Raw genomic sequence first — 18,919 nt, 5'->3', positions numbered from 1 at the left:
AACAATTAGTATATAAATTTTTCCACGAGTTTCGAGATAATCTAAGATGAATTCGGTTGGAAAGAGTTACACCGGGAGGTCTGCTCAGACGCGGGGAGAGTACGGACCGGAATTGGCTGGCGTACGGTCGGTTCGGGTATAGGTGAGGGGTCAGTACAGCATCCCTCAAAAGACAGCCAGTTTCAATTGTCTCCGAGGACTTACCGGGCGAGGTATCCGCCGTCGACGACGATGGTTTCGCCTGTCATATATCGTCCCGCATCGGAGGCCAGTAAGACAGCTGCACCTTTGAGACAATCCGGTCCCATAATCTCGTCCTGTAACATCTCGGACCGCCAAGTGCTTGCCAACTCGTCGTCGGTACGGAGAACCTCATCAACCATCTCGGTTCGGATATAACCGGGGGCGATTGCATTGACTCGAATGTCATACTCCGCCCACTCCGATGCGAGTTGCTTCGTGAACTGCTTCACCCCACCTTTGGATGTATGATACGCAATTTGCGGCTGGGGATTGCTAGCGATGTACGCCGCAATTGACGAAAGGTTCACAATCGTACCACCTCCGCCGCCGTCGATCATCTGTTCGCCTATATGACGGGAACAGAGGAATGTGCCAGTTAGGTTGATGTCGAGAACGTGGTTCCACTCGTCTAACGTTAGGTTCTCGGCAGCCGTGTTGTTGGTAACCCCCGCATTGTTCACGAGGATATCTATCTTGCCGAACTCGTCGACTACAGTTTTAGACAACTCACGGACTTGTTCTTCTTCACTGACGTCGACAGAGACCTGTTGGGTTGTAACGTCGTAACTATCCGCGATCTCCGAAGCTGCTTTTTCACCCACTTGTTCATCCCGGTTCGCAACAACAATATTCGCCCCGAGTTCGGCGTAGGCATTTGCAATAGAACGCCCAATCCCGCGATTTCCGCCCGTAATTACCGCCGTTTGGCCTTCAAGTCTGAATTCGTCAAGGATTGACATCGGTGCCAATCGAACGACAGAGAAAATAAAGCTTTTGCTGCACAGTCGGAGGGCTGCGTCGGCTAATAGAATTAGAGGAAAATGCCTGCACCCGGATTTCGACGATCTGGATATCGTCTCTAATTCCACAGACTCCCATATTCTGAAATCCGGGGTGCGACGCTATTCTTCGCAAAGGCTCGGAGAAACTACCGCCGCCTGCTCCTCGGTCATTATATGGACATTGCAAAACCGGCCGGTCGTGTTTAGTTAAGGATGAAGAGTGAGGCGGTGTGATTTTCTGCTGATCTATGGCAAAAATCAACCGCCTCAGCAGATGTACGGACTGGATTGATTTGGATTTTGTGGAACGACAGCGGACACCCGAGCGTGCGATAAAGCTCGGTATTCACCTGCAGTTAGCGGGGCTGTCGCTGTCGAATACCGTCTCTGTTCTCGAAGAGTTGGGCGTCGAGCGATCTCGCAAAGCCATCCACGATTGGGTGCAGAAGGCCGATTTACAGTCTACAGAGGGTCAAAGCCCGAATCACGTTGCGGTTGACGAAACGGTGATTCGGATCAACGATCAGCAATTCTGGCTGTATGCTGTGACCAGAACGCAGAGTGTTCTGGTTGACTCACGAGAGCAGAGCTCTCGTGAATGCCGCCGATCCCGAGACGAACGAGCTGCTGCACCTGCGGTTGTTTGCGACTACAACGACCGCATTAACCGAGATCTTTCTCCGAGAACTTCGCCAGAAACACAATGTCGAATCTGCCGTATTTCTGGTCGATGGCGCTCAACACCTCCAAACTGCGCTGGCCAGAGCTGGACTCCGATTTCAAACAGAACGAAATGGAAATCGGAACGCCATCGAGCGTATTTTCTGCGAGTTCAAACGCAGAACTTCCTCGTTCTCAAACTGCTTCAGTCACGTTGAGCCACAAACCGCCGAAAATTGGCTCCAAGCATTTGCTGCCTGGCTCAATGCTCCAAACTAAACACTACCCAACCGGCCAACCCACACATTTTTACCTTCTGGCCTGTCTGGTTCGCTATGGAGCGCAATTCCGGCAGTGCGAATGGAAGATATGGTCCGTACCGCCCTGATGGAGGCGGGCTTGATGCCGAAACCGCTACGCATTTGCAGCGCTGTCGTTCCTCGTTACCATCTGATATCGAACGTGGACACGTGGCGTTCGGATTTGATGGTTTCATAGACCGAGTTAAAGAGACGATCACGGAACGGATCGGAGGATCATACGAGACCCACTCGAACTTACTGGAATTGGGGAATCAGATTGTTGAGTCAGCCGAGAACGATAGTTCGCTTACGGTTGAGTGGACGACAACCGGAATGAGAACGGGTGGTCATACAGCACACGTGGGTCGTGCGTACGACCGTCTTGGTTTCGACGTAACCGCTGTTGGAACGTTCGGACAGCCGATGGTGGATGCATTTGAGGAAGAATTCGGTCACCAAACCTTCATATCGATTGCAGAACCGGGGTATACCGACGCCGTAGAGTTCGGAGAACACAAGCTTATGCTGAGTGACACCGGGACACTGCGAGAACTCGATTGGGAAATGATTATTGACAGGGTGGAAATCGAGTCCTTGGCCAATCATATCGATGGAGCCCGAATGTTGGGACTCGGCTATTGGGCTATTATTACATCAATGCCGGGAATCTGGGACGGACTCCGAGAAGACGTGTTTCCGCTTTTGGATGATCCTCCGAAATTTTTGCTAATTGATCCCTTTGACGTGCGTCAACTACCAAACGAAGAGATCTTGCAAGGGGCAGAACCCCTAACCCGGCTCGACGATGCGATTCCGGTGACGATGAGTGCAAATCGGGTAGAAACCTACGCTATTGCCACAGCATTCCGTGGTGCTAAAGCGGAGGACCTCTCTTTCCGTGAGGCCGCAGAGGTTGTGCGGGAAGAACTTGGTGTGACCGAATTCGCTGGTCACGCCATCGATCATAGTGTTTTCGTAAATGATGAGGAAGCGATCCGGATCGAATCACCAAGGACAACGGATCCAGAGATCACAACCAGCGCAGGGGATCACTTCGCTGCTGGGTTTGCGCTGGGGAAACTACAGGGACTTGACCCGGGATCATCACTAATTGTAGCCAGTACTGTCGCTGGGTGGTTTGTGAGGAATGGAGAACCACCGACGTTCGAAGACATTACGACGTTCATCCAAGAGTACGAATGGTACTTTAGATCTCCAGAGCGGTAGCAGACTTACTGTTTTGCGACGCGGAATATTCGAGAGAGTCTGCAAACCGAACCCGGTTGGGATGTCACTCGTCTAATCTCGTTTCTTGAGCGTCAACTCACGGAACCGGGAAATATCTGTGAGCCAGTATCTCGCAGTTAGTGGGACCAGGCGACGATTACGATTCGAGCGATTGTTCGAGCACCTGCTCGTTAGCGATGTGATTCGGATGGTCTCCGTTGAGCAGGATTTCGAGATCTGAGACGATCATCTGACTGTGGCGGTTAATCACATCGGTCGTTGCCGCCGCTATATGTGGTGTCGTGACCACACTATCTAGTTGAAACAGAGCGTGATCCTCAGGTATCGGTTCCATATCGTATACATCCAACGCAGCGCCGCCGAGATTGTCATTCTCGAGTGCTTGAATCAGTGCATCTTGGTCAGCAATAGATGCTCTGGCCGTGTTGACGAAGTATGCTGAATCTTTCATCAGAGAGAACTCTTCTTCCCCAAGCAGGCCACGTGTCTCTTCTGTAACGACCGCGTGAACGGTTATGACATCTGATCGGCGACACAATGTGTCCACGTTAACCCTTTCGACGTCTCGGTCGTACAATGTGTCGTCATCAACGTACGGATCATATGCGATGACATCCATCCCGAAGCCCTGTGCACGTTGGGCTACTTTTTGACCAATCGCACCGAACCCGATGATCCCAAGAGTTCTGCCATTCAGTTCCACACCCTTCAGTTCCGCATAAGGGGACCCTTTTGCGACTCCCCATACGACGTCTTCACGCTCTCCCCCAGTGGATGTGTCTTCAACTGGGTCCCCCGTGTAAACCCCTTCGTGCAGTAGATGATGGGAATGAGCGATATGTCGAACGGCCCCGAGCAGTAGCCCCAGAGTGAAATCAGCAACGCTTTCAGCGTTTCGACCAGGGGTATAGAGGACCGGAATATTTCTCTCCGTTGCAGCTTCGATATTGATGTTTGCGTCGGGGCCCCCTCGTGGGCACGCGATTATTTCGAGATCCGTTGAGTCCATCAGATCGGCAGAGACTCCCTCATAACCAACTACAAAGATGTCGACACCCTGGAGTAAGGTTTCCAGTTTTTCTGGTGGCAGTCGCCCATCACGTTCCTGTATGGGCCGGTAATCTACATCAATCCCCATCTGATTTTTCAAGGTATCCAGTCCCTCTTCGCTCAGGTTGGCAGTCACGAGTGCTTTCATTTTATTTGTGTATCTGCTTTCTCCGTGGATCGGTGATGAGAGATGATGGTGTACAAAACCCCCACCGATTACTTGGGCTTCTGACCACGGATTGTGATTCTATGAGATTGGTCGATTGGTATAATTCTTTCTGTGGATAGATCCTCCCCCGGGAGCTGTCTACCAGTTGATCCGCACCTTACGACGAAAGGGTTCAAAGTGAGTCTGTGAGTGATTCTCGAGGTCGCATATCAGGTTCGGGTCTCTTCAAATAACTGGGGCTAACCGAGGCCAGTTTTGTGGTCGCTGAATCCCACCATCAGTAAACGCTCGGCTTCCATCTACCTCGGTTAACTGAAAATCTATCTCGGGATTTTCACACGTTGGGGGGATGTTGGCTTTTGTGCGTTCGCGTGAACTTTTTTGCATTTCTTGATTTGATATTATCATATAAAGCGCTAGAAAAAAATTCACCGCCTGCAGACGACATCGTGAGATCGATACAATAGAGGTGATAATCACAGGCGTACGATTGTGACATCAGTTCCTGGATCACTCTGGAAGCTCCTTGTGAATCTTAAGCTATGTAATATTCTATCATTAGTCACAAGTGTACTCTTGTTATCTGAATTTTTCTGCTGGTATAAGATAAATACAACTTTAAAATAATCGTGAATATGTAACCCTCGCCCTTAGTTTGACTGGGATCACAAATTCGACTACTGGCTTACGCCAACGGTCTGAGAGCGAAGACAGATTCTAATTCGTGTAGACACTTGATTGAAGAAGTCGTATCAACTTGCAGCTGAAAAGAATAAATCAAGATGATTGAGTCTGCTGATCAACCTCGATCTGAGGTATTTTGTGTAATCTTCTCCAGACACGTATACCGCTCAATATCTAATATCGGAGACAGTATACCAGAAATTTTTGTAAATACCCGATCCTTTTAATATATAATTGATGATTTCATACCCGGAATGGAGTTAGAATATCCAACACCCTCGCGAGGACCGCGGGTAGTTGTTTCACCGTCCCGGATGGTCGTCGGACTTGATGCCGTCAAAGAGGTCAAAGATTATGCAACACTGTATGGAGATACAGCTCTTGTCGTCGCCACTCAGCAAATCTACGACATTCACGGCGAAACAGTCATCAACGAACTCGAGTCAGCCGGAGTCGATGTAATACCGTTCACGGACGTTCGCTCGGATCCGACTGTAGAAAACGTTGAGGATGCATACGACCTGTGGGAAGCCGAAGAGTGTGACGTCGTAGTCACGCTTGGCGGTGGTTCATCGATTGACGTCGGCAAGGCAGTCGGCGTGCTTGCGACGAACGAAGGTGAGATTCGCTCATTTAGTGTGGACAAGAGCAGTTATGAGGGTGTTCCGAATCCGACTCCACCACTCATCGCGGTTAATACAACGGCAGGGACGGGGAGTGAAGCGACACGAACAATCGTCCTAACCGACACTGAAACCACAACGAAGTTCATCATCGTGTCAGAAAATGTGGTCCCTGACGTAGCAATCGAAGACCCGTACCTCACACTATCATTGCCAAAGAGCCACACCGCCTTCACAGGTATCGACGCCCTGACGCACGCAATCGAGGCATTCGTTTCAGTGAAATCCTACAGCGTTTCAGATGATTTTGCGCGGGCTGCAATTCGACGGATTGCACGGTCATTCCCCAAGGTATGGGCTAACGGGGATGATATCGATGCGCGAACCGATATGATGATTGGCCAACTGCAGGCCGGTCAGGCTTTCACAAATTCTTCAGTGGCGCTCGTCCACGGGATGGCTCGGCCACTCGGTGCACAATTACATATCCCGCACGGTCTCGCTAACGCACTCTTACTCCCATACATTATGGAATTTTCTGCAGTCGGTGCGCCTGGTAAATATGCTGAGATCGCACGTCTCTTTGAGGCAGCCGACGACTCAGACCCAGACCGCGAGGCTGCGAAAGCCGCAGCAGACGTCGTTCGAGAACTTTGCACCGACGTTGGTCTCGCGACCTATCTCGATGACTTCGGAGACGTCCCCGAACGCGAGGAGTTTCTCAGTATAGTACCGAAGATGGCTCAAGACGCAATCGACTCCGGATCACCAGACAACAATCCTCGAAAGCCAACTAAAGACGAGATCGAAGCCCTGTTTATCGACGTATACGATGACGCTCTGTCCCCGGAGAGTCCCAGACGGACTTGATTCAGTTGGTAACTAAAGAGGGCCGGTGGACTTGATCGGATATTTTATAAATATACGAGTAATTTATCAGTTGTGCAGCGACCAGCGAACCTGACCGAATCCGGTGGAGTACAGAACTACATCGACGGTGAATGGAAAACACCTACTGGCGGTGAGGAGCAGCAAATCGTTAATCCGGCGTCCGGAGAAGAAATCGCACGCGTCTGGTTCAGTTCACGCGAAGATATTGACGAGGCAGTCCGGACTGCGGAAGAAGCTTTCAATACGTGGCGAAGGAGGCCCGTGGAAGACCGGATCCAACCATTCTTCCAGTATAAACAACTTCTCGAGGAGGAACTCGACGATCTTGCAAGGCTGCTCGTAGAGGACCACGGTAAAACACTGGACGAAGCACGTGGTGAACTTCGCCGCGGTATCGAGAATGTGGAGGTTGCGACCGGGATCCCGTCGATGATGCAGTCCGGGACACTCGAAAATGCCGCACCAGATATCGATGAGAGTGCGGTTCGACAACCGCTAGGGGTGTATACTGCGATAACACCATTCAATTTCCCTGGTATGATCCCCTTGTGGTTTCTCCCTTATGCGATCGCCACAGGGAACGCCTTCGTGCTTAAACCCAGTGAGCAGGATCCACTCGTTCCTCAGCGCCTCGTCGAACTGTTGGCTCGGACTGACTTGCCGGACGGAGTTGTTCAGCTAATCCACGGCGGACCAGATACTGTGAACGGTCTACTCGAACACGACGGTATCGTTGGCGCTTCTTTCGTCGGTTCGACGCCTATCGCAGAACACGTCTACGAAAAGGCAGCAGCGAACGGAAAACGAGTACAAGCACAGGGAGGAGCGAAGAACCACGTAATCGTCACAGAAACAGCAGATCTCGATTTCGCAGCTGAAAAGACTGTTTCCTCGTCCTTTGCTTGTGGAGGTGAGCGTTGTCTCGCAAACGACGTCGCACTGGTCGAGGAGTCGGTTTACGAGGAATTTGTTGACCTTGTCCTGGCTGAGGCTGAATCGCAAATAGTCGGGTGGGGACTGAATGAGGACACGGATATCGGGGCTCTAATCACACCGGAGCACACACAGCGCGTGCAAGAATTGATTCAGACAGGCGTTCAGGAAGGCGCCGAACTCCTCTTGGACGGACGCAATATTACCGTTTCAGATTACGAAAATGGTAATTTCGTTGGTCCAACGATATTCCGTGATGTCTCACCGGACCACACAATAGCTCAAGAGGAAATCTTTGGTCCAGTACTTGGACTCATCTCCGCAGAAGACCTCGACGAAGCAATTGACATACTCAATCAAAGTGAGTTTGGTAATGCGGCAAGCTTGTTTACCAGTCGTGGGGCCGACGCTCGAAAATATCGCCACGAAGCCGAAGCAGGCAATCTCGGAGTAAATGTCGGGACGTCAGCACCTATGGCTTTCTTCCACTTTGGAGGACGCAAACAGTCCTTCTTTGGAGATCTTCACGCACAGGGAGAGGATATGATACAATTCTACACTGAAAAAACGGTCTACATCGAGCGGTGGCCAGATACCTAACCACTACACCGTCTAACAGCCTGTGTGGCCCGTGTAAAGAATTCGAATGATCTAATTTCGGTCATAATACAAATCCGGTTTGGGGGCGATCCTATACCGTATTTGTTTATGAGTCCGTATTAATTAGTGGTCGTGTTTAGTTAAGGATGAAGAGTGAGGCGGTGTGATTTTGTGGTGCTCTATGCCAAAAATCAACCGCCTCAGCGGATGTACAGACTGGATTGATTTGGATTTTGTGGAGCGACAACGGACACCCGAGCGTGCAATGAAGCTCGGTATTCAACTCCAGTTAGCGGGCCTCTCGCTGTCGAATACCGTCTCTATTCTCGAAGAGTTGGGTGTCGAGCGTTCTCGCAAGGCAATCCACGATTGGGTGCAGAAGACCGATTTACAGCCCACAGATGGGCGAAGCCCGAATCACGTTGCGCTCGACGAAACTGTGATTCGAATCAATGACGAGCAATTCTGGCTGTACGCCGCCGCCGATCCCAACAGAAAAGATCTGCTGCATCTGCGGCTATTTTCCACAACAACGACTGCATTAACTGAGACTTTTCTGCGAGAACTCCGCCAGAAACACAATGTCGAATCTGCTGTGTTTCTGGTTGACGGCGCTCAACACCTCCAAACTGCGCTGGCCAGAGCTGGCCTCCGATTTCAAACTGAACGAAATGGAAATCGGAATGCCATCGAACGAATTTTTCGAGAACTCAAACGCAGAACTTCCTCGTTCTCAAACTGTTTCAGTCACGTCGAACCGCAAACTGCCGAAAATTGGCTCCAAGCATTTGCCGCCTGGTTCAATGCTCCAAAATAAACACTACCCTCGACCAGAGTGTAAATCGGGCTATGGTCGTCTTCTGATGTTTTGTCGCTGGCGTATCATCCTCACAAAGGGTCGAGTCGGTCCCGAGTGAAATCGGATTCGGAGTGAGAGTTAACGACGCAGACCGGCACCCCTAATCCAGAGTGAAAACGCCGGACTAGAGCGGGTTTGACACACCCCTGGTCAAGAGTGAATTACCCTCCATCCGGTGAACAGCGTACTTGGTTGAGACGACACCCCCCGTCCAGAGTGTATCTCCCGAACGAAGAAATCAATCATATCTCTGAGAGGACACAACGGCACTGGACGTCTGACGCACGGCACACACCCCTCGTCCAGAGTGAAACGCCGGTGTGACGAGCTGGAGTGGAGAGTGAACTTCGAGTGATGGCGACGAACGTTCGTCGGCACCCCAGTCAAGAGTGAAGATGCAGGTCAGATCTCCAACCGAAGTAAAGCAGGGTGCAATCGGAACTGTCGGTATTGTGTGTCCTGATCCCGGTTGACGAGGGAGATCGGAAGATACCAATCCCGATTTCGGCTTTGCTGGTTGGCGAATAGTCAGAACGACGATTGTTCGTTCAACGTTTCACAATACATAGACAACAGAATCGAACCCTCACACCCCTCGTCCAGAGTGAAACGCTACGAGAGGCCCTCGGTTGGCTCGGCGGAAACCACACGACGAGTCGGCTGGGAAGTACCGAAATCACAAGACGTGAGACGAGTATCCCTCTAACAGCAATCGTCATACAGTCGAAGATCCTCTAAACATACCAATATACATAGTATTACATAGAAGTTTTATTACCACCTACCTTTTACCATTCCCCCAAGTGCATTTAGCACAGGGAAGAGGACGAAGACGGCATTCGTCCGGGTGGTTTCGAACTGATGCTCGTGTTCGCTGTTCCATTTCTTCCGCTTTCTCCCGTCTCAGGCAGTCTTTCCGTGATTCTTTCTGATCTTCTCTCACGAGAACCCCTATTTCCCGTGGACCTCACCCCACACCTCTGATTGGTTTTCCCTCTGGACGAGGGGTGTGTGGGCGGGGTATTCTCTCCAGCTCCCTTCCGTGTCTCCACTCATCATTAACCAACAACTCTCGCTATACCTCGACAGTGTTGGTTAACCCCTCTTAATCTCGGTGAAGGCGGCTAGGTCCGTTTCCCGAGTTTCCGCGATCTCGCGTCGAATCTCTGTCCGATCCCAGCCAAGCGGTGCCAGCACACTCTCGACAGCTCTGACGAGTTGCGTCTCGTAGTACGACGCATCGTACGACTCAATCTCTTCGTGGGCCAACGCGACCCGCTCTCGCGAGCATTTCTCGTCGTCGACAACTACGTACTCGATATCCTGTCCCGGGTGGATGGCGAGGTCTTGGTCCCGAGCCCGCTTCAGCGCCGCCACGTTCTGTGTGTTCTGCGTGTACCCTCCCAGCGGCTTGGAGACACGATTCCGTTCGACGAGCTGCTCGACCGGCACCGTCCCAGCGTGGAGGCGCTTGATCGCGTCCTGAAGACAGTCGAGTACGGCGTCCGGAGATCGAGTCGCGTCGAGCCGTTCGAGACAGTCCCGCTGGACGTCCTCGATGAACGGCGGGGTCGAGCGCTGCCGGGCTTCGATGCCTCTGATCTTGAAGTCGTCGTCGCCGGCGACCTTCCCGAAGTACTTCGTCAGCGCGCCGGCGTCGGTCTCGCGCTGTGGGACGAACGCCACCCAGTCGTAGTGGGCTTCGTGTTCGAGCCGAATCTCAACGCAGTCGGTGATCTCCGTTGCGAGTGTCTGGAGGTCCTCGCGATTCTCGTCGTCGACGTCAGGGTCCGGGGTCACCCAGATGGAGTCGACGATGCCGTGGACGACCCGCCAGCCGCCAGCTTCCAGTCGCTGTTTCGCCGTCAGGAGAATCTCGCGAGCGAACGCGTTGATCGCTTCGTGGCACTCGATGCGGCCGAACTTCGCGTTGCTGAACCCCTGATAGCCGAAGCAGGCGACGAGGATCCACTTCAGCGCTCCCGACCGTCCCTCGAGTTCCGTCAGCCGGTCCTCGTCGGGGTCGTCCCGTTCCTTCTCGCGACGGATGGCCGCCTTGATCTCGTCGCGAGCGTCGATGATCGGCTGTAGCACGTCGACGAGGTAGCCCCGGTCGTCGCAGATCGAGTATCCGAGGCCGGGGACGTCGTCGCGGTCGCTGTGGCAGGTACACCGGATGACGTCCGGCGAGACGTTCCGGGTACAGATGATGTTCGGATACAACGAGGAGAAGTCGAGTTCGTGGACGTTCTCGTGGAGGCCGACCTCGGGTGCGAAGATGAAGCCGCCGCGGTCGGCATCGTGGAGCGTCCCCATCGACTTGTAGAACTCGTGGCGCCAGGAGTTCCACGGGACGAGGACGCCGCGGTCGTTGGCCTCACAGATTTGGATCGCCGTGAGGACGTTCCCGATTGACGCCCACGCGAGCTCCTGGACGGGCTTTTTCGAGCGCGACACGAGGTCGAGGACGCCCTCGAGGTTCGCCTCCCCGTAGAAGAACGTGTTCGATTCGTCGATGATCGCCCGGCCGGGCACGTTGTACCGTGCCGGCGAGTGGCCGACGCGACCATAGCTCGAGTACGTCGACCGGCTCGCGAGCTGCTGGTAGTCGACGTCCGGCCACCGACTCAGCGAGAAGTCGTCGACGCCGGCGTCCGTCGCCATCTCGTACAGGGTCGGGACGATCTCGCTCGTCGAGCAGACCAGGACGTCCGGATCGTGCGCGTCGAGCGCCCTCTGGACGGCGGTCAGGAGATCCGTCGGCGAGCCGGTAACAGTATCGCCGGCGACGGTCAGCTCGCCGTAGACGTCGTTGCTCGTTTCGGTCACTGGGACGCTGAGCCGGAGCGTCGACAGCTCGCTCGCCGGCGTCGGATCGGCGCCGGTCTCCAGACAGTACCGGAACTCTCGCGAGAAGTCGACGTTGAAACAGGCGAGATCCCCGACTGGATAGTCCGACAGCTGGCGTGCCTGCCGGGCGAGTGGGGTGACGCGGTCGATGTGGGCGACGTCGACGGCGAGAACGGCCTCCTCGTCTCGTCGAAAGCCGGGGCGTCGCGCAACCATCTCGGTCGCGACGACATCCGGGTGCTGGTCGTACACCGATTGGAGTGTCGTGAGGTCGATGTCGGACGCTGGGTCGCGAGGGGCGACGTAGAAGCGTGGGGTGTAGTCTTCGCGCTCGGTCGCGACGGCGCCGTCAGCGGTTGCCTCCCACTCCAGGACGCGGCCGTCGTCCAGAAAGTCGATACTGAACGGCATCGTCACGGGTTCGAGTCCGGTGGGGCACTCTCTTGATCATCGCGTGCTGCGACCGCGGCTTCGAGCTCCTCGAGGCGTTCCTCGTGGTCGTCGAGGCGGGCCTCCTGTTCGAGATCGATGCTGAGCAGCGCCGGCAGCAGCGGATTTTGGTGGTTCAACAGCCCGCTCGCGTCGGCGTGCTCGCGGGCGTACTCGAACAGCCGGTCGAAGCGCGGCTGGTCGCGACGCCGCAGTGCCCGGCGGAACTCCGCCCACCGCTCTTCGATGGCCCGGAGCGCATCCCGGTACGTCGGGTTTGTGCGCCCCATCGCTATCGGCCTCCTGTCCCGGTCGCGGTCCACGCATCGAGCAGGGGGTCCGTAGTGGCCGCCACCGTCTCACCGTCAGCTGTGACGCCTGTCCCGACACCATCCGGAGTCGGCGTCGACGGCGTCGGCGTTGTCGGTTCCACGCCGACCTGCGTGGCGCGTGCCGCGAGCAGCTGCCGCCAGTACGCGAACGTCGTCTGGTAGTACGCGCCGTCGTCGACGGGATAGACGAGCGTCTCGAAGTCTTTGCCGACGACCCGTGGCCCCATCCGAGTCTGCTCGCACTCCAGATGGTGGTCGGCGACCGTCGCGATTGACTCGGTGAATTCGTCGCGCTGTGCCCGGGTGATGAGCACCGGGATGTCGTACCCCTCGGCGTAGGTCGCCAACCGGGCGAGGGTTCGGGCCTGGAGGGTTTTCGTATGGGTCTCACTGAGAGTATCGTCGGCGCGGTACTGGGCGTCGATGGCCGGGGCGACGATGAGGGCGGGCGTGTGGGGCGACGTATCCTCGTCACGACTCGGTTCCCCTCGACCTGCTTCCCCGGCGTCGGTGGTGGACATCTGGATCGACTTGTTCACCGCTGGCGGGAGATCACAGACGGCGCCGTAGTGCTGGTAGGCGGTAAATCCGCGTGCGACGTGGATTCGGTTGAGCAACCGTTGACTAGGCGCGATTTGGGCGAGTGTCGTCGTTGTCGCGTGGCCATTTGCGTCGACCCAGAAGGCGGGCCCGTCGTGCAGGAGGAGATGGTCGAGCACGAGCGACTGCAGGATCGGGACGCCGCGACCTCCCTCAACGTCAAGCAGCGTGATGCCGTCCTCGAGTGAAGGGAGTAGCATCTCGTCTGTAGCCGGATCGGCCTGGTCAGCAAGGGACCGATTGCGGTCAGCGCCCCGTGTCGGCTGGTCCACCGCCAATCGGTTCGACGTTGCGTGTTCTTCCATACTCGACTAGAGGTCCACACTCCCGATAAGCCGCGGCGTGTAGCTTCCGCGTTTCAGGGAAGACACGAGACAGATACTGTCCCCATCCTCTGTCATCGACTTTCTGCGGCTGTTCCGACTGTTTCCGAGAACGTTTCCAGAGACCGGGTTCAGCCGGCGCTGATTACTTAACCAACAAACTGGTGCTCCGTGTCGTCTGTTGGTTAATATCTTACAGTTGATCTCGCTGCTCGGACAGGAACGAAACAAGGTTGTTAATCGCGTCTGCTGGCAGCTCTTCTTGTCGGAAGACACCTTTGAACGAGTCTTCGAACCCCTTCTGTTGGAGTTGATCCAGCACCATTTCGATCTGTCTCTTGAGCTTCTCGGGGTCGCCACGATGGAGGTGTCGCTCAATACGGTTGAAGTCCGCACGCAAGCTGATCACGACCAGGTCACGGGTATCGGCCTTCCGGCCGCTGTGGAGTTTCATCGCGAACAGCAGGGCCGGTTCCGGGATTCGCCCGTCGAGGCCTTCGGCGACATCGAGTGCTTCGATCGTACTGTGTTCGTGAAGATAGCGGTACGACCACTCTGCGTCCGTCTGTCGACATCCCATCGCATCCACGAGTGCCTCGAACTTGACTTCGTTCTCTCCGACCGGTTTCGCGTACTGGATCATTCGACCGTCGTACTCGTTCGAGACATCCTGCTCGAACTGTTTCTCGTATCCGAAGTCACGAAGGAGAGTGTCGTAGTCGTCGAGTGCAGTGTCCGGGATCACGGTGTCGATATCGGTCGTGAACCGGGTTTGAAACGCGGAAACTGCCCAGCCGCCAACGAGAACATACGGCAGTTCGGCGTCCTGTACCGCGCGGTGCGTGTCGATGAGTTCGGATTGACGCTCGGGAAGACTCATTCTATTGCCTCTGTTAGGTTGTGCTCATCGCGCTGTGGTGCGACGTATCGATGTCCCTGTCGTACTCGTCGGCGATGATCTCCAAGGCGGGCTCGTACGCCGGGCGATTCTCTATCATCTGAGCAATGGCGTCGTCCAACGGGATGACGGGGTTACCGTCGACCCACTCGGCGTCGATACCGTTGGTCCTCGGGAACAACACATAGTGGACGTTCCCGTTGACATCGCTGGCGTCCGGGCGCTCGTTGATCGTCGCATCGACGCCAAACCGCTGGAAGAACGCAATCCAACGTTCGACGTCACGGTCGTGCACTTCGATGAACACCGGATAGTCGTCGTGGTTCCGCGCGATTTGGTAGCCGCCGTGCGTCCAGACGTACGCCGCGTCAATTTCCGTGTACGCAAACTCCATCCCGGCGAAGTGTGGGATGACGTACGCATCCTCTTGGGAGATGGTGTCGCGGCTGTACAACGCAGCCATCATCTCGGCGTACTGCTGGCGCATCTTGTGGTCGACGACCTGAATTCCATTATCGGTTTTAGCGATAATGTCTGCGTCATCTAACCGCTCAATCCAGTCGTACACCCACGAGTACGAGACGTCGATCTTGCTCGCGATGCGATTAATAGAATCGCCACGCTGAACTGCCAAGACAATCTTTGCAGCTGTAGCATCCATTAATTCGGACATTATTGAATAGCCTTCTGTCCGACTTGACGATCTCGCCATTAGTTATCTCTATAGAGATACCGATACATAGAACTTCCGTCCAGGCCGGATCGATGCGGGATATGCCTACTCGACGGCGCTACGGTCACTGCATCGGCGACGCAGCGGCCGAATCGACGAGTGAGTACTCTCGATCCCGACTCGTGCCCTCCGCCTTGAGGAGATTGTACTGCTTCATCTTGGAGAGGTACGTCCGGACGGTCCGTTTCGTCCGGGGGTCATCGACCTCCTTAGTGTAGTGCTCGTGGATCTCACTTGGCCCGACCGGGCCGTGCTCGCGCACGATGTCGTAGACGACGCGCTGGTGCGGCGTGAGCGAGTCGAGGCTCTTCTGCTTAATCTGGGCCCGAGCATCTTCGGCGGCATCCAGAAGAATGTCGTCGGTGATCCGCTCGTGGTTCTCGCGGTCGGCCTTGCTGGCCGCTGTTCGGAGGATGCCGATTGCGAGGCGGGCGTCGCCGGCGGCCGCATCGGCGATGCGATAGAGTTGGTCGTCGGTGATGACGTCCTCGTCGAGTCCCCACTTCGCCCGCGCACTCAGTATGTCGTACAACTGCTCGTCGTGGTACTTGTCCATCCGGACGTGCTCGCTGGAGCGCAGGCGGCTCACGAGGCGGTCGTCGACGCGGCTGAACAGCTCCTCTTCCTTGTTCGCGATGCAGATGATCGCGAACTGCGGGAGGCTGTGGAGGTCGTAGATGACGCTGGGGTCCTCCAATTGGTCGACCTCGTCGAGGATGACGACCGTTCGCGGGCCGTCGTGCTGCTGTAGACGGTCGACGAGTTCGTCATGCGGCGTCGACTGCCGGTGGATGTCGATGGTGGCGCCGAGATCGTCGAGGATCTGGTAGAGCGTCCGAAATCGGGTGTAGTTACGCCAGCAATTCACGTAAGTACTCTCAACAGCCAGCACTTCCTCACGAAGGCGTTCAGTGACGAATTTTGAGATGCAGGTTTTGCCGGCCCCGCTGGGGCCAGTCACGACGGCCGTGTCGGCTGGTTTGCCGTTTGTGATCGGTTCGAGGACACTAGAGAGGTGGTTGACTTCGGCGTCGCGATGCTCAATTTCCCGTGGCACAAACCCGGCACGGAGGACGCGAGCATCGCGGATCATAGATGCGAGAGAGTTTCTGTGCAACCCACAAAAACGTATCCGGGTTGTTTCCGGAAAGTACCTCTCATAGAATCGTGGCTTCACGAAAATACTGCTCGTTAGGAACCAAATTCCCTGAATTTGTGGAGATGGGGAGAGGCAGCTTTCCGGAAGTTCCAGCACTACCGTGGCGTCCTTAACCAACATATGGGAGTGACATTATCCATTGTTGGTTAACGCCGAGACACATCTCTATCGATGTGTTCGGAGCAGATAGGAACTGATACTGCTGCGTTCCGACCATCAAACAGTTCCTCTTCCCGGTTCACAATGCAGATGATCGCGAACTGTGGGAGGCTGTGACCCTCATAGATGACGCTGGGATCCCCCAGTTGGTCGATATCGTTGAGAATGACGACTGTTCTCGGGTCGTCGTGCGGCGGTGATTGCCCGTGAATGTCGGTCGTCGCACTGAGCTCCTAAAGGATCTGATAGAACGTCCAGAATCGGGCGTAGTTGCGCCAGCAATTGATATGACATCCTCCCCGTTGTGGACGACGGGGTTTCATCCGTGGGAGTTTCAGCTATACCGATTCCCCGGACGCAATATTCCCATCCCGGTGGACGGTACTCGGGTCTGTGCGCTGTTCTTTGGGACTTTCGTGAGGGTGTGGTATCCCCGACCAGTTGTGGTCGTCCCACTCGAACCGCACGGGCCGTGCCATCGGCCTGACTGCTTGCTCTGTGTGCCGCTCTAAGAACGTCTCTGACGCTGTGAGATCGGCATGGCCCAAATCCACACGGACAGGTGAGCGTGTCACGATGTCGGGTCGTTCGGTCCGTTGAACCGCACTGCGGACACTCTTGGCTCGTCCACGCCTCCGACCGAACCTCTACAGAAATGCCGAACTCCTCGGCGGTGCAAGCCAGCCGTTCGGTGAACTTTCTGAATGACCAGAAGTTGTGGGTCTTGGCGTTGGTTTCGACCGACCAGTGTGTCTCCAGAACGTCGGTTAGCCCGCCGATATACACCGTCTCCACGCCGTCCTCGTAGAGTCGTTCCAGCAGGTCACGACACAACGCTTCTTGGGCATGGTCGCGGCGACGGGTTCGCTTTCGGTACAGCCGCCGAATCCGTTTGCTACTGTATTGTCCGTCTTCGAGTTTCGATTGTAGTCGGGCGATTTCTCGTGTCGTCTTGCGAAACCCCTGGAATAGTCCGCGACCTTCGTACAGATATTGCTCGCCGGTCGTGGTGGTGCAGGCGACGAGGTTGTTTGCACCAATATCCAAAGCGGCCTCCTCTGAGGCCAGTGGAGTCGCCCGTGCATCCTTGGAAACAGTCGCGGGCTGCGAAGCTCGGAAGGTGCAATCAGTCTCGTCGTACCGCAGATCCAACCGTCCTTGGCTCTCGTAATCGGGCCAGTTCGGATCGCCTGCTATTTCGAGTCGGAGCCGACCAGTTTGGTCATATCGGTCTTTCAAGTCGCTCCCGACCAGTATCTCAAGTCGGGAGCGCTCGCCCCAGTCGACGGTGTACGAGGTATTGCGAATGACGGTCTGGAGTTGCCGCCCATCGTTGTCGTTGCCGCGGAACCCCGGCGGTTCCGGGTGTTCCGTGATCGACGTGTTCGACCCGTCGTGATACTGCTCTTTCAGGCGGAAGAACCCGCGCCACGCTTCGCTGTTCTTCCGTATCACCTGTTGGGCGGTGGACGCCCCGAGGCGCCTTTGTATTTGCCTTCGAGTTGGCCTGTATCGGCGTCCCACACGTCGCCCTTGAATCCGTCTTCATCGTTGTACCGCATAAGGCGCTGGTAATTAACTTCGTTCCAGAGAGCGGCAGAAGCGTCCAACAGATCGCGTAGTAGTTGCTCTCCGGTATCGGAAAGCGGTCGCACGGCGAACGTGTTGGTGCGCTTCATCAGCCACTTTAGCATACCTTCGCTTCGGGTATGAACGTCAGCCATCCACAGTGAAAGTAAAATCGTTCATTCTCGCTGGAGACGCAAATCCCAGAACTCTCTCACTGAAACAGGTGGGTGGTCCCGAGGTCGAGGACCTCTTGACGAAAATCGAGGAGTACACCGGTAACGCGTCGATGATCGATATGCAGACGCTGATCTACATCGCCGACGACACGTAGCACAAAGCAAACCTCGCCGGCTATTCGTCGGTGTCATTGGCGTGGTCGTCGTACGATTCGAGTGACTGATTCGGACTCGTTGGTGGCCGCCCCAACACGAGCAGCGAGTACGACTCCACGTCACAGTCAGTGACCGCCTGCACTTTGGTGAGGATATCAGCTGGTACCGCCTCAAGCGATACCGCCGTCATCGTTAGCGACCCGAGGTGCATCGCCGTCGCCCATCCGTCTGGATGTGCGGCGACGACGTTTTCGGCAGGCGTTTGCCTGTATCGGTAGTACGCAGTCGCCCCTACGGCGGTCGCGCCGTCGGCCAGCGTGTCGCACGTCCGGATCCGGTTCGCACTACTGTACGGGATACTGTTGTGAATCCGGTACAACTGCGTCGGCGTCTCATTCTGTGGCGTTGACTCCGTGTGAGACCTCACGTCTCCCAATATATACTTCCAAGTAATAAATTTAACTCCTATAATTTTTCCAATTCATATTCAG

Annotated in this window: 13 protein-coding genes and 3 pseudogenes; 5 read left to right on the top strand and 11 right to left on the bottom strand. The window is 55.3% G+C overall.

Annotated elements, in window-relative coordinates:
• Positions 1-200 precede the first annotated feature (200 nt).
• Positions 201-983 carry an SDR family NAD(P)-dependent oxidoreductase gene (locus NO876_RS13795; protein WP_256422245.1) on the bottom strand — a complete coding sequence of 261 codons (783 nt, stop codon included), beginning with the start codon at positions 981-983 and terminating at the stop codon, positions 201-203.
• Positions 984-1,273: 290 nt separating this feature from the next.
• On the opposite strand from NO876_RS13795, the pseudogene NO876_RS13790 reads away from it, so the two are divergent.
• Positions 1,274-1,964 (top strand): annotated as a pseudogene (locus NO876_RS13790) (IS6 family transposase).
• A 56-nt stretch (positions 1,965-2,020) separates the two neighbouring features.
• On the top strand, positions 2,021-3,214 hold the full coding sequence (locus NO876_RS13785; RefSeq protein ID WP_256422244.1) for a carbohydrate kinase family protein: 1,194 nt from the start codon (positions 2,021-2,023) through the stop codon (positions 3,212-3,214).
• A gap of 157 nt (positions 3,215-3,371) precedes the next feature.
• Here the strand turns inward: NO876_RS13785 and NO876_RS13780 are convergent, their stop codons facing one another.
• On the bottom strand, positions 3,372-4,433 hold the full coding sequence (locus NO876_RS13780; RefSeq protein ID WP_256422243.1) for a 2-hydroxyacid dehydrogenase: 1,062 nt from the start codon (positions 4,431-4,433) through the stop codon (positions 3,372-3,374).
• A gap of 959 nt (positions 4,434-5,392) precedes the next feature.
• Between NO876_RS13780 and NO876_RS13775 the strand changes: the two genes are divergently transcribed.
• The 3 genes from NO876_RS13775 (at position 5,393) to NO876_RS13765 (ending at position 9,002) form a co-directional block, all read left to right on the top strand.
• Positions 5,393-6,631, top strand: coding sequence for an iron-containing alcohol dehydrogenase (locus NO876_RS13775; protein ID WP_256422242.1), 1,239 nt, complete (start codon positions 5,393-5,395; stop codon positions 6,629-6,631).
• Between the two features lie 72 nt (positions 6,632-6,703).
• Entirely contained in the window at positions 6,704-8,185 is a 1,482-nt protein-coding gene (locus NO876_RS13770) for a CoA-acylating methylmalonate-semialdehyde dehydrogenase (protein WP_256422241.1), read from the top strand.
• A 181-nt stretch (positions 8,186-8,366) separates the two neighbouring features.
• On the top strand, positions 8,367-9,002 hold the full coding sequence (locus tag NO876_RS13765; RefSeq protein WP_256422240.1) for an IS6 family transposase: 636 nt from the start codon (positions 8,367-8,369) through the stop codon (positions 9,000-9,002).
• Positions 9,003-10,139: 1,137 nt separating this feature from the next.
• Here the strand turns inward: NO876_RS13765 and NO876_RS13760 are convergent.
• The 9 genes and pseudogenes from NO876_RS13760 to NO876_RS13725 all read right to left on the bottom strand — a co-directional run bounded on the left by NO876_RS13760 (position 10,140) and on the right by NO876_RS13725 (position 18,855).
• Positions 10,140-12,305, bottom strand: a complete 2,166-nt coding sequence (locus NO876_RS13760) for a type B DNA-directed DNA polymerase (RefSeq protein WP_256422239.1) — start codon at positions 12,303-12,305, stop codon at positions 10,140-10,142.
• A 2-nt stretch (positions 12,306-12,307) separates the two neighbouring features.
• Positions 12,308-12,613: a DUF8156 family protein gene (locus NO876_RS13755; protein ID WP_256422238.1), complete on the bottom strand. Its 306-nt coding sequence runs from the start codon at positions 12,611-12,613 to the stop codon at positions 12,308-12,310.
• A gap of 2 nt (positions 12,614-12,615) precedes the next feature.
• Positions 12,616-13,455 carry a hypothetical protein gene (locus tag NO876_RS13750; protein WP_256422237.1) on the bottom strand — a complete coding sequence of 280 codons (840 nt, stop codon included), beginning with the start codon at positions 13,453-13,455 and terminating at the stop codon, positions 12,616-12,618.
• A 316-nt stretch (positions 13,456-13,771) separates the two neighbouring features.
• The gene (locus NO876_RS13745) at positions 13,772-14,458 is read right to left on the bottom strand and encodes a hypothetical protein (protein WP_256422236.1); all 687 of its coding nucleotides are present in this window, start codon (positions 14,456-14,458) and stop codon (positions 13,772-13,774) included.
• A gap of 13 nt (positions 14,459-14,471) precedes the next feature.
• Positions 14,472-15,137, bottom strand: a complete 666-nt coding sequence (locus tag NO876_RS13740) for a helix-turn-helix domain-containing protein (protein ID WP_345780762.1) — start codon at positions 15,135-15,137, stop codon at positions 14,472-14,474.
• Between the two features lie 136 nt (positions 15,138-15,273).
• Positions 15,274-16,302: a Cdc6/Cdc18 family protein gene (locus tag NO876_RS13735; RefSeq protein ID WP_256422235.1), complete on the bottom strand. Its 1,029-nt coding sequence runs from the start codon at positions 16,300-16,302 to the stop codon at positions 15,274-15,276.
• A gap of 227 nt (positions 16,303-16,529) precedes the next feature.
• A pseudogene (locus NO876_RS18075) lies at positions 16,530-16,817 on the bottom strand (AAA family ATPase); the annotation flags it as partial.
• Positions 16,818-16,865: 48 nt separating this feature from the next.
• Positions 16,866-18,206 (bottom strand): annotated as a pseudogene (locus NO876_RS13730) (RNA-guided endonuclease InsQ/TnpB family protein).
• A gap of 241 nt (positions 18,207-18,447) precedes the next feature.
• The gene (locus NO876_RS13725; RefSeq protein ID WP_256422234.1) at positions 18,448-18,855 is read right to left on the bottom strand and encodes a DUF8165 family protein; all 408 of its coding nucleotides are present in this window, start codon (positions 18,853-18,855) and stop codon (positions 18,448-18,450) included.
• Positions 18,856-18,919: the final 64 nt, after the last annotated feature.

The organism is Halobellus rarus, from assembly GCF_024494595.1.
Classification (GTDB): domain Archaea; phylum Halobacteriota; class Halobacteria; order Halobacteriales; family Haloferacaceae; genus Haloquadratum; species Haloquadratum rarum.
Note: the sequence above shows the minus strand (reverse complement) of the source record. Positions and strands in the feature narration are given on the sequence as shown.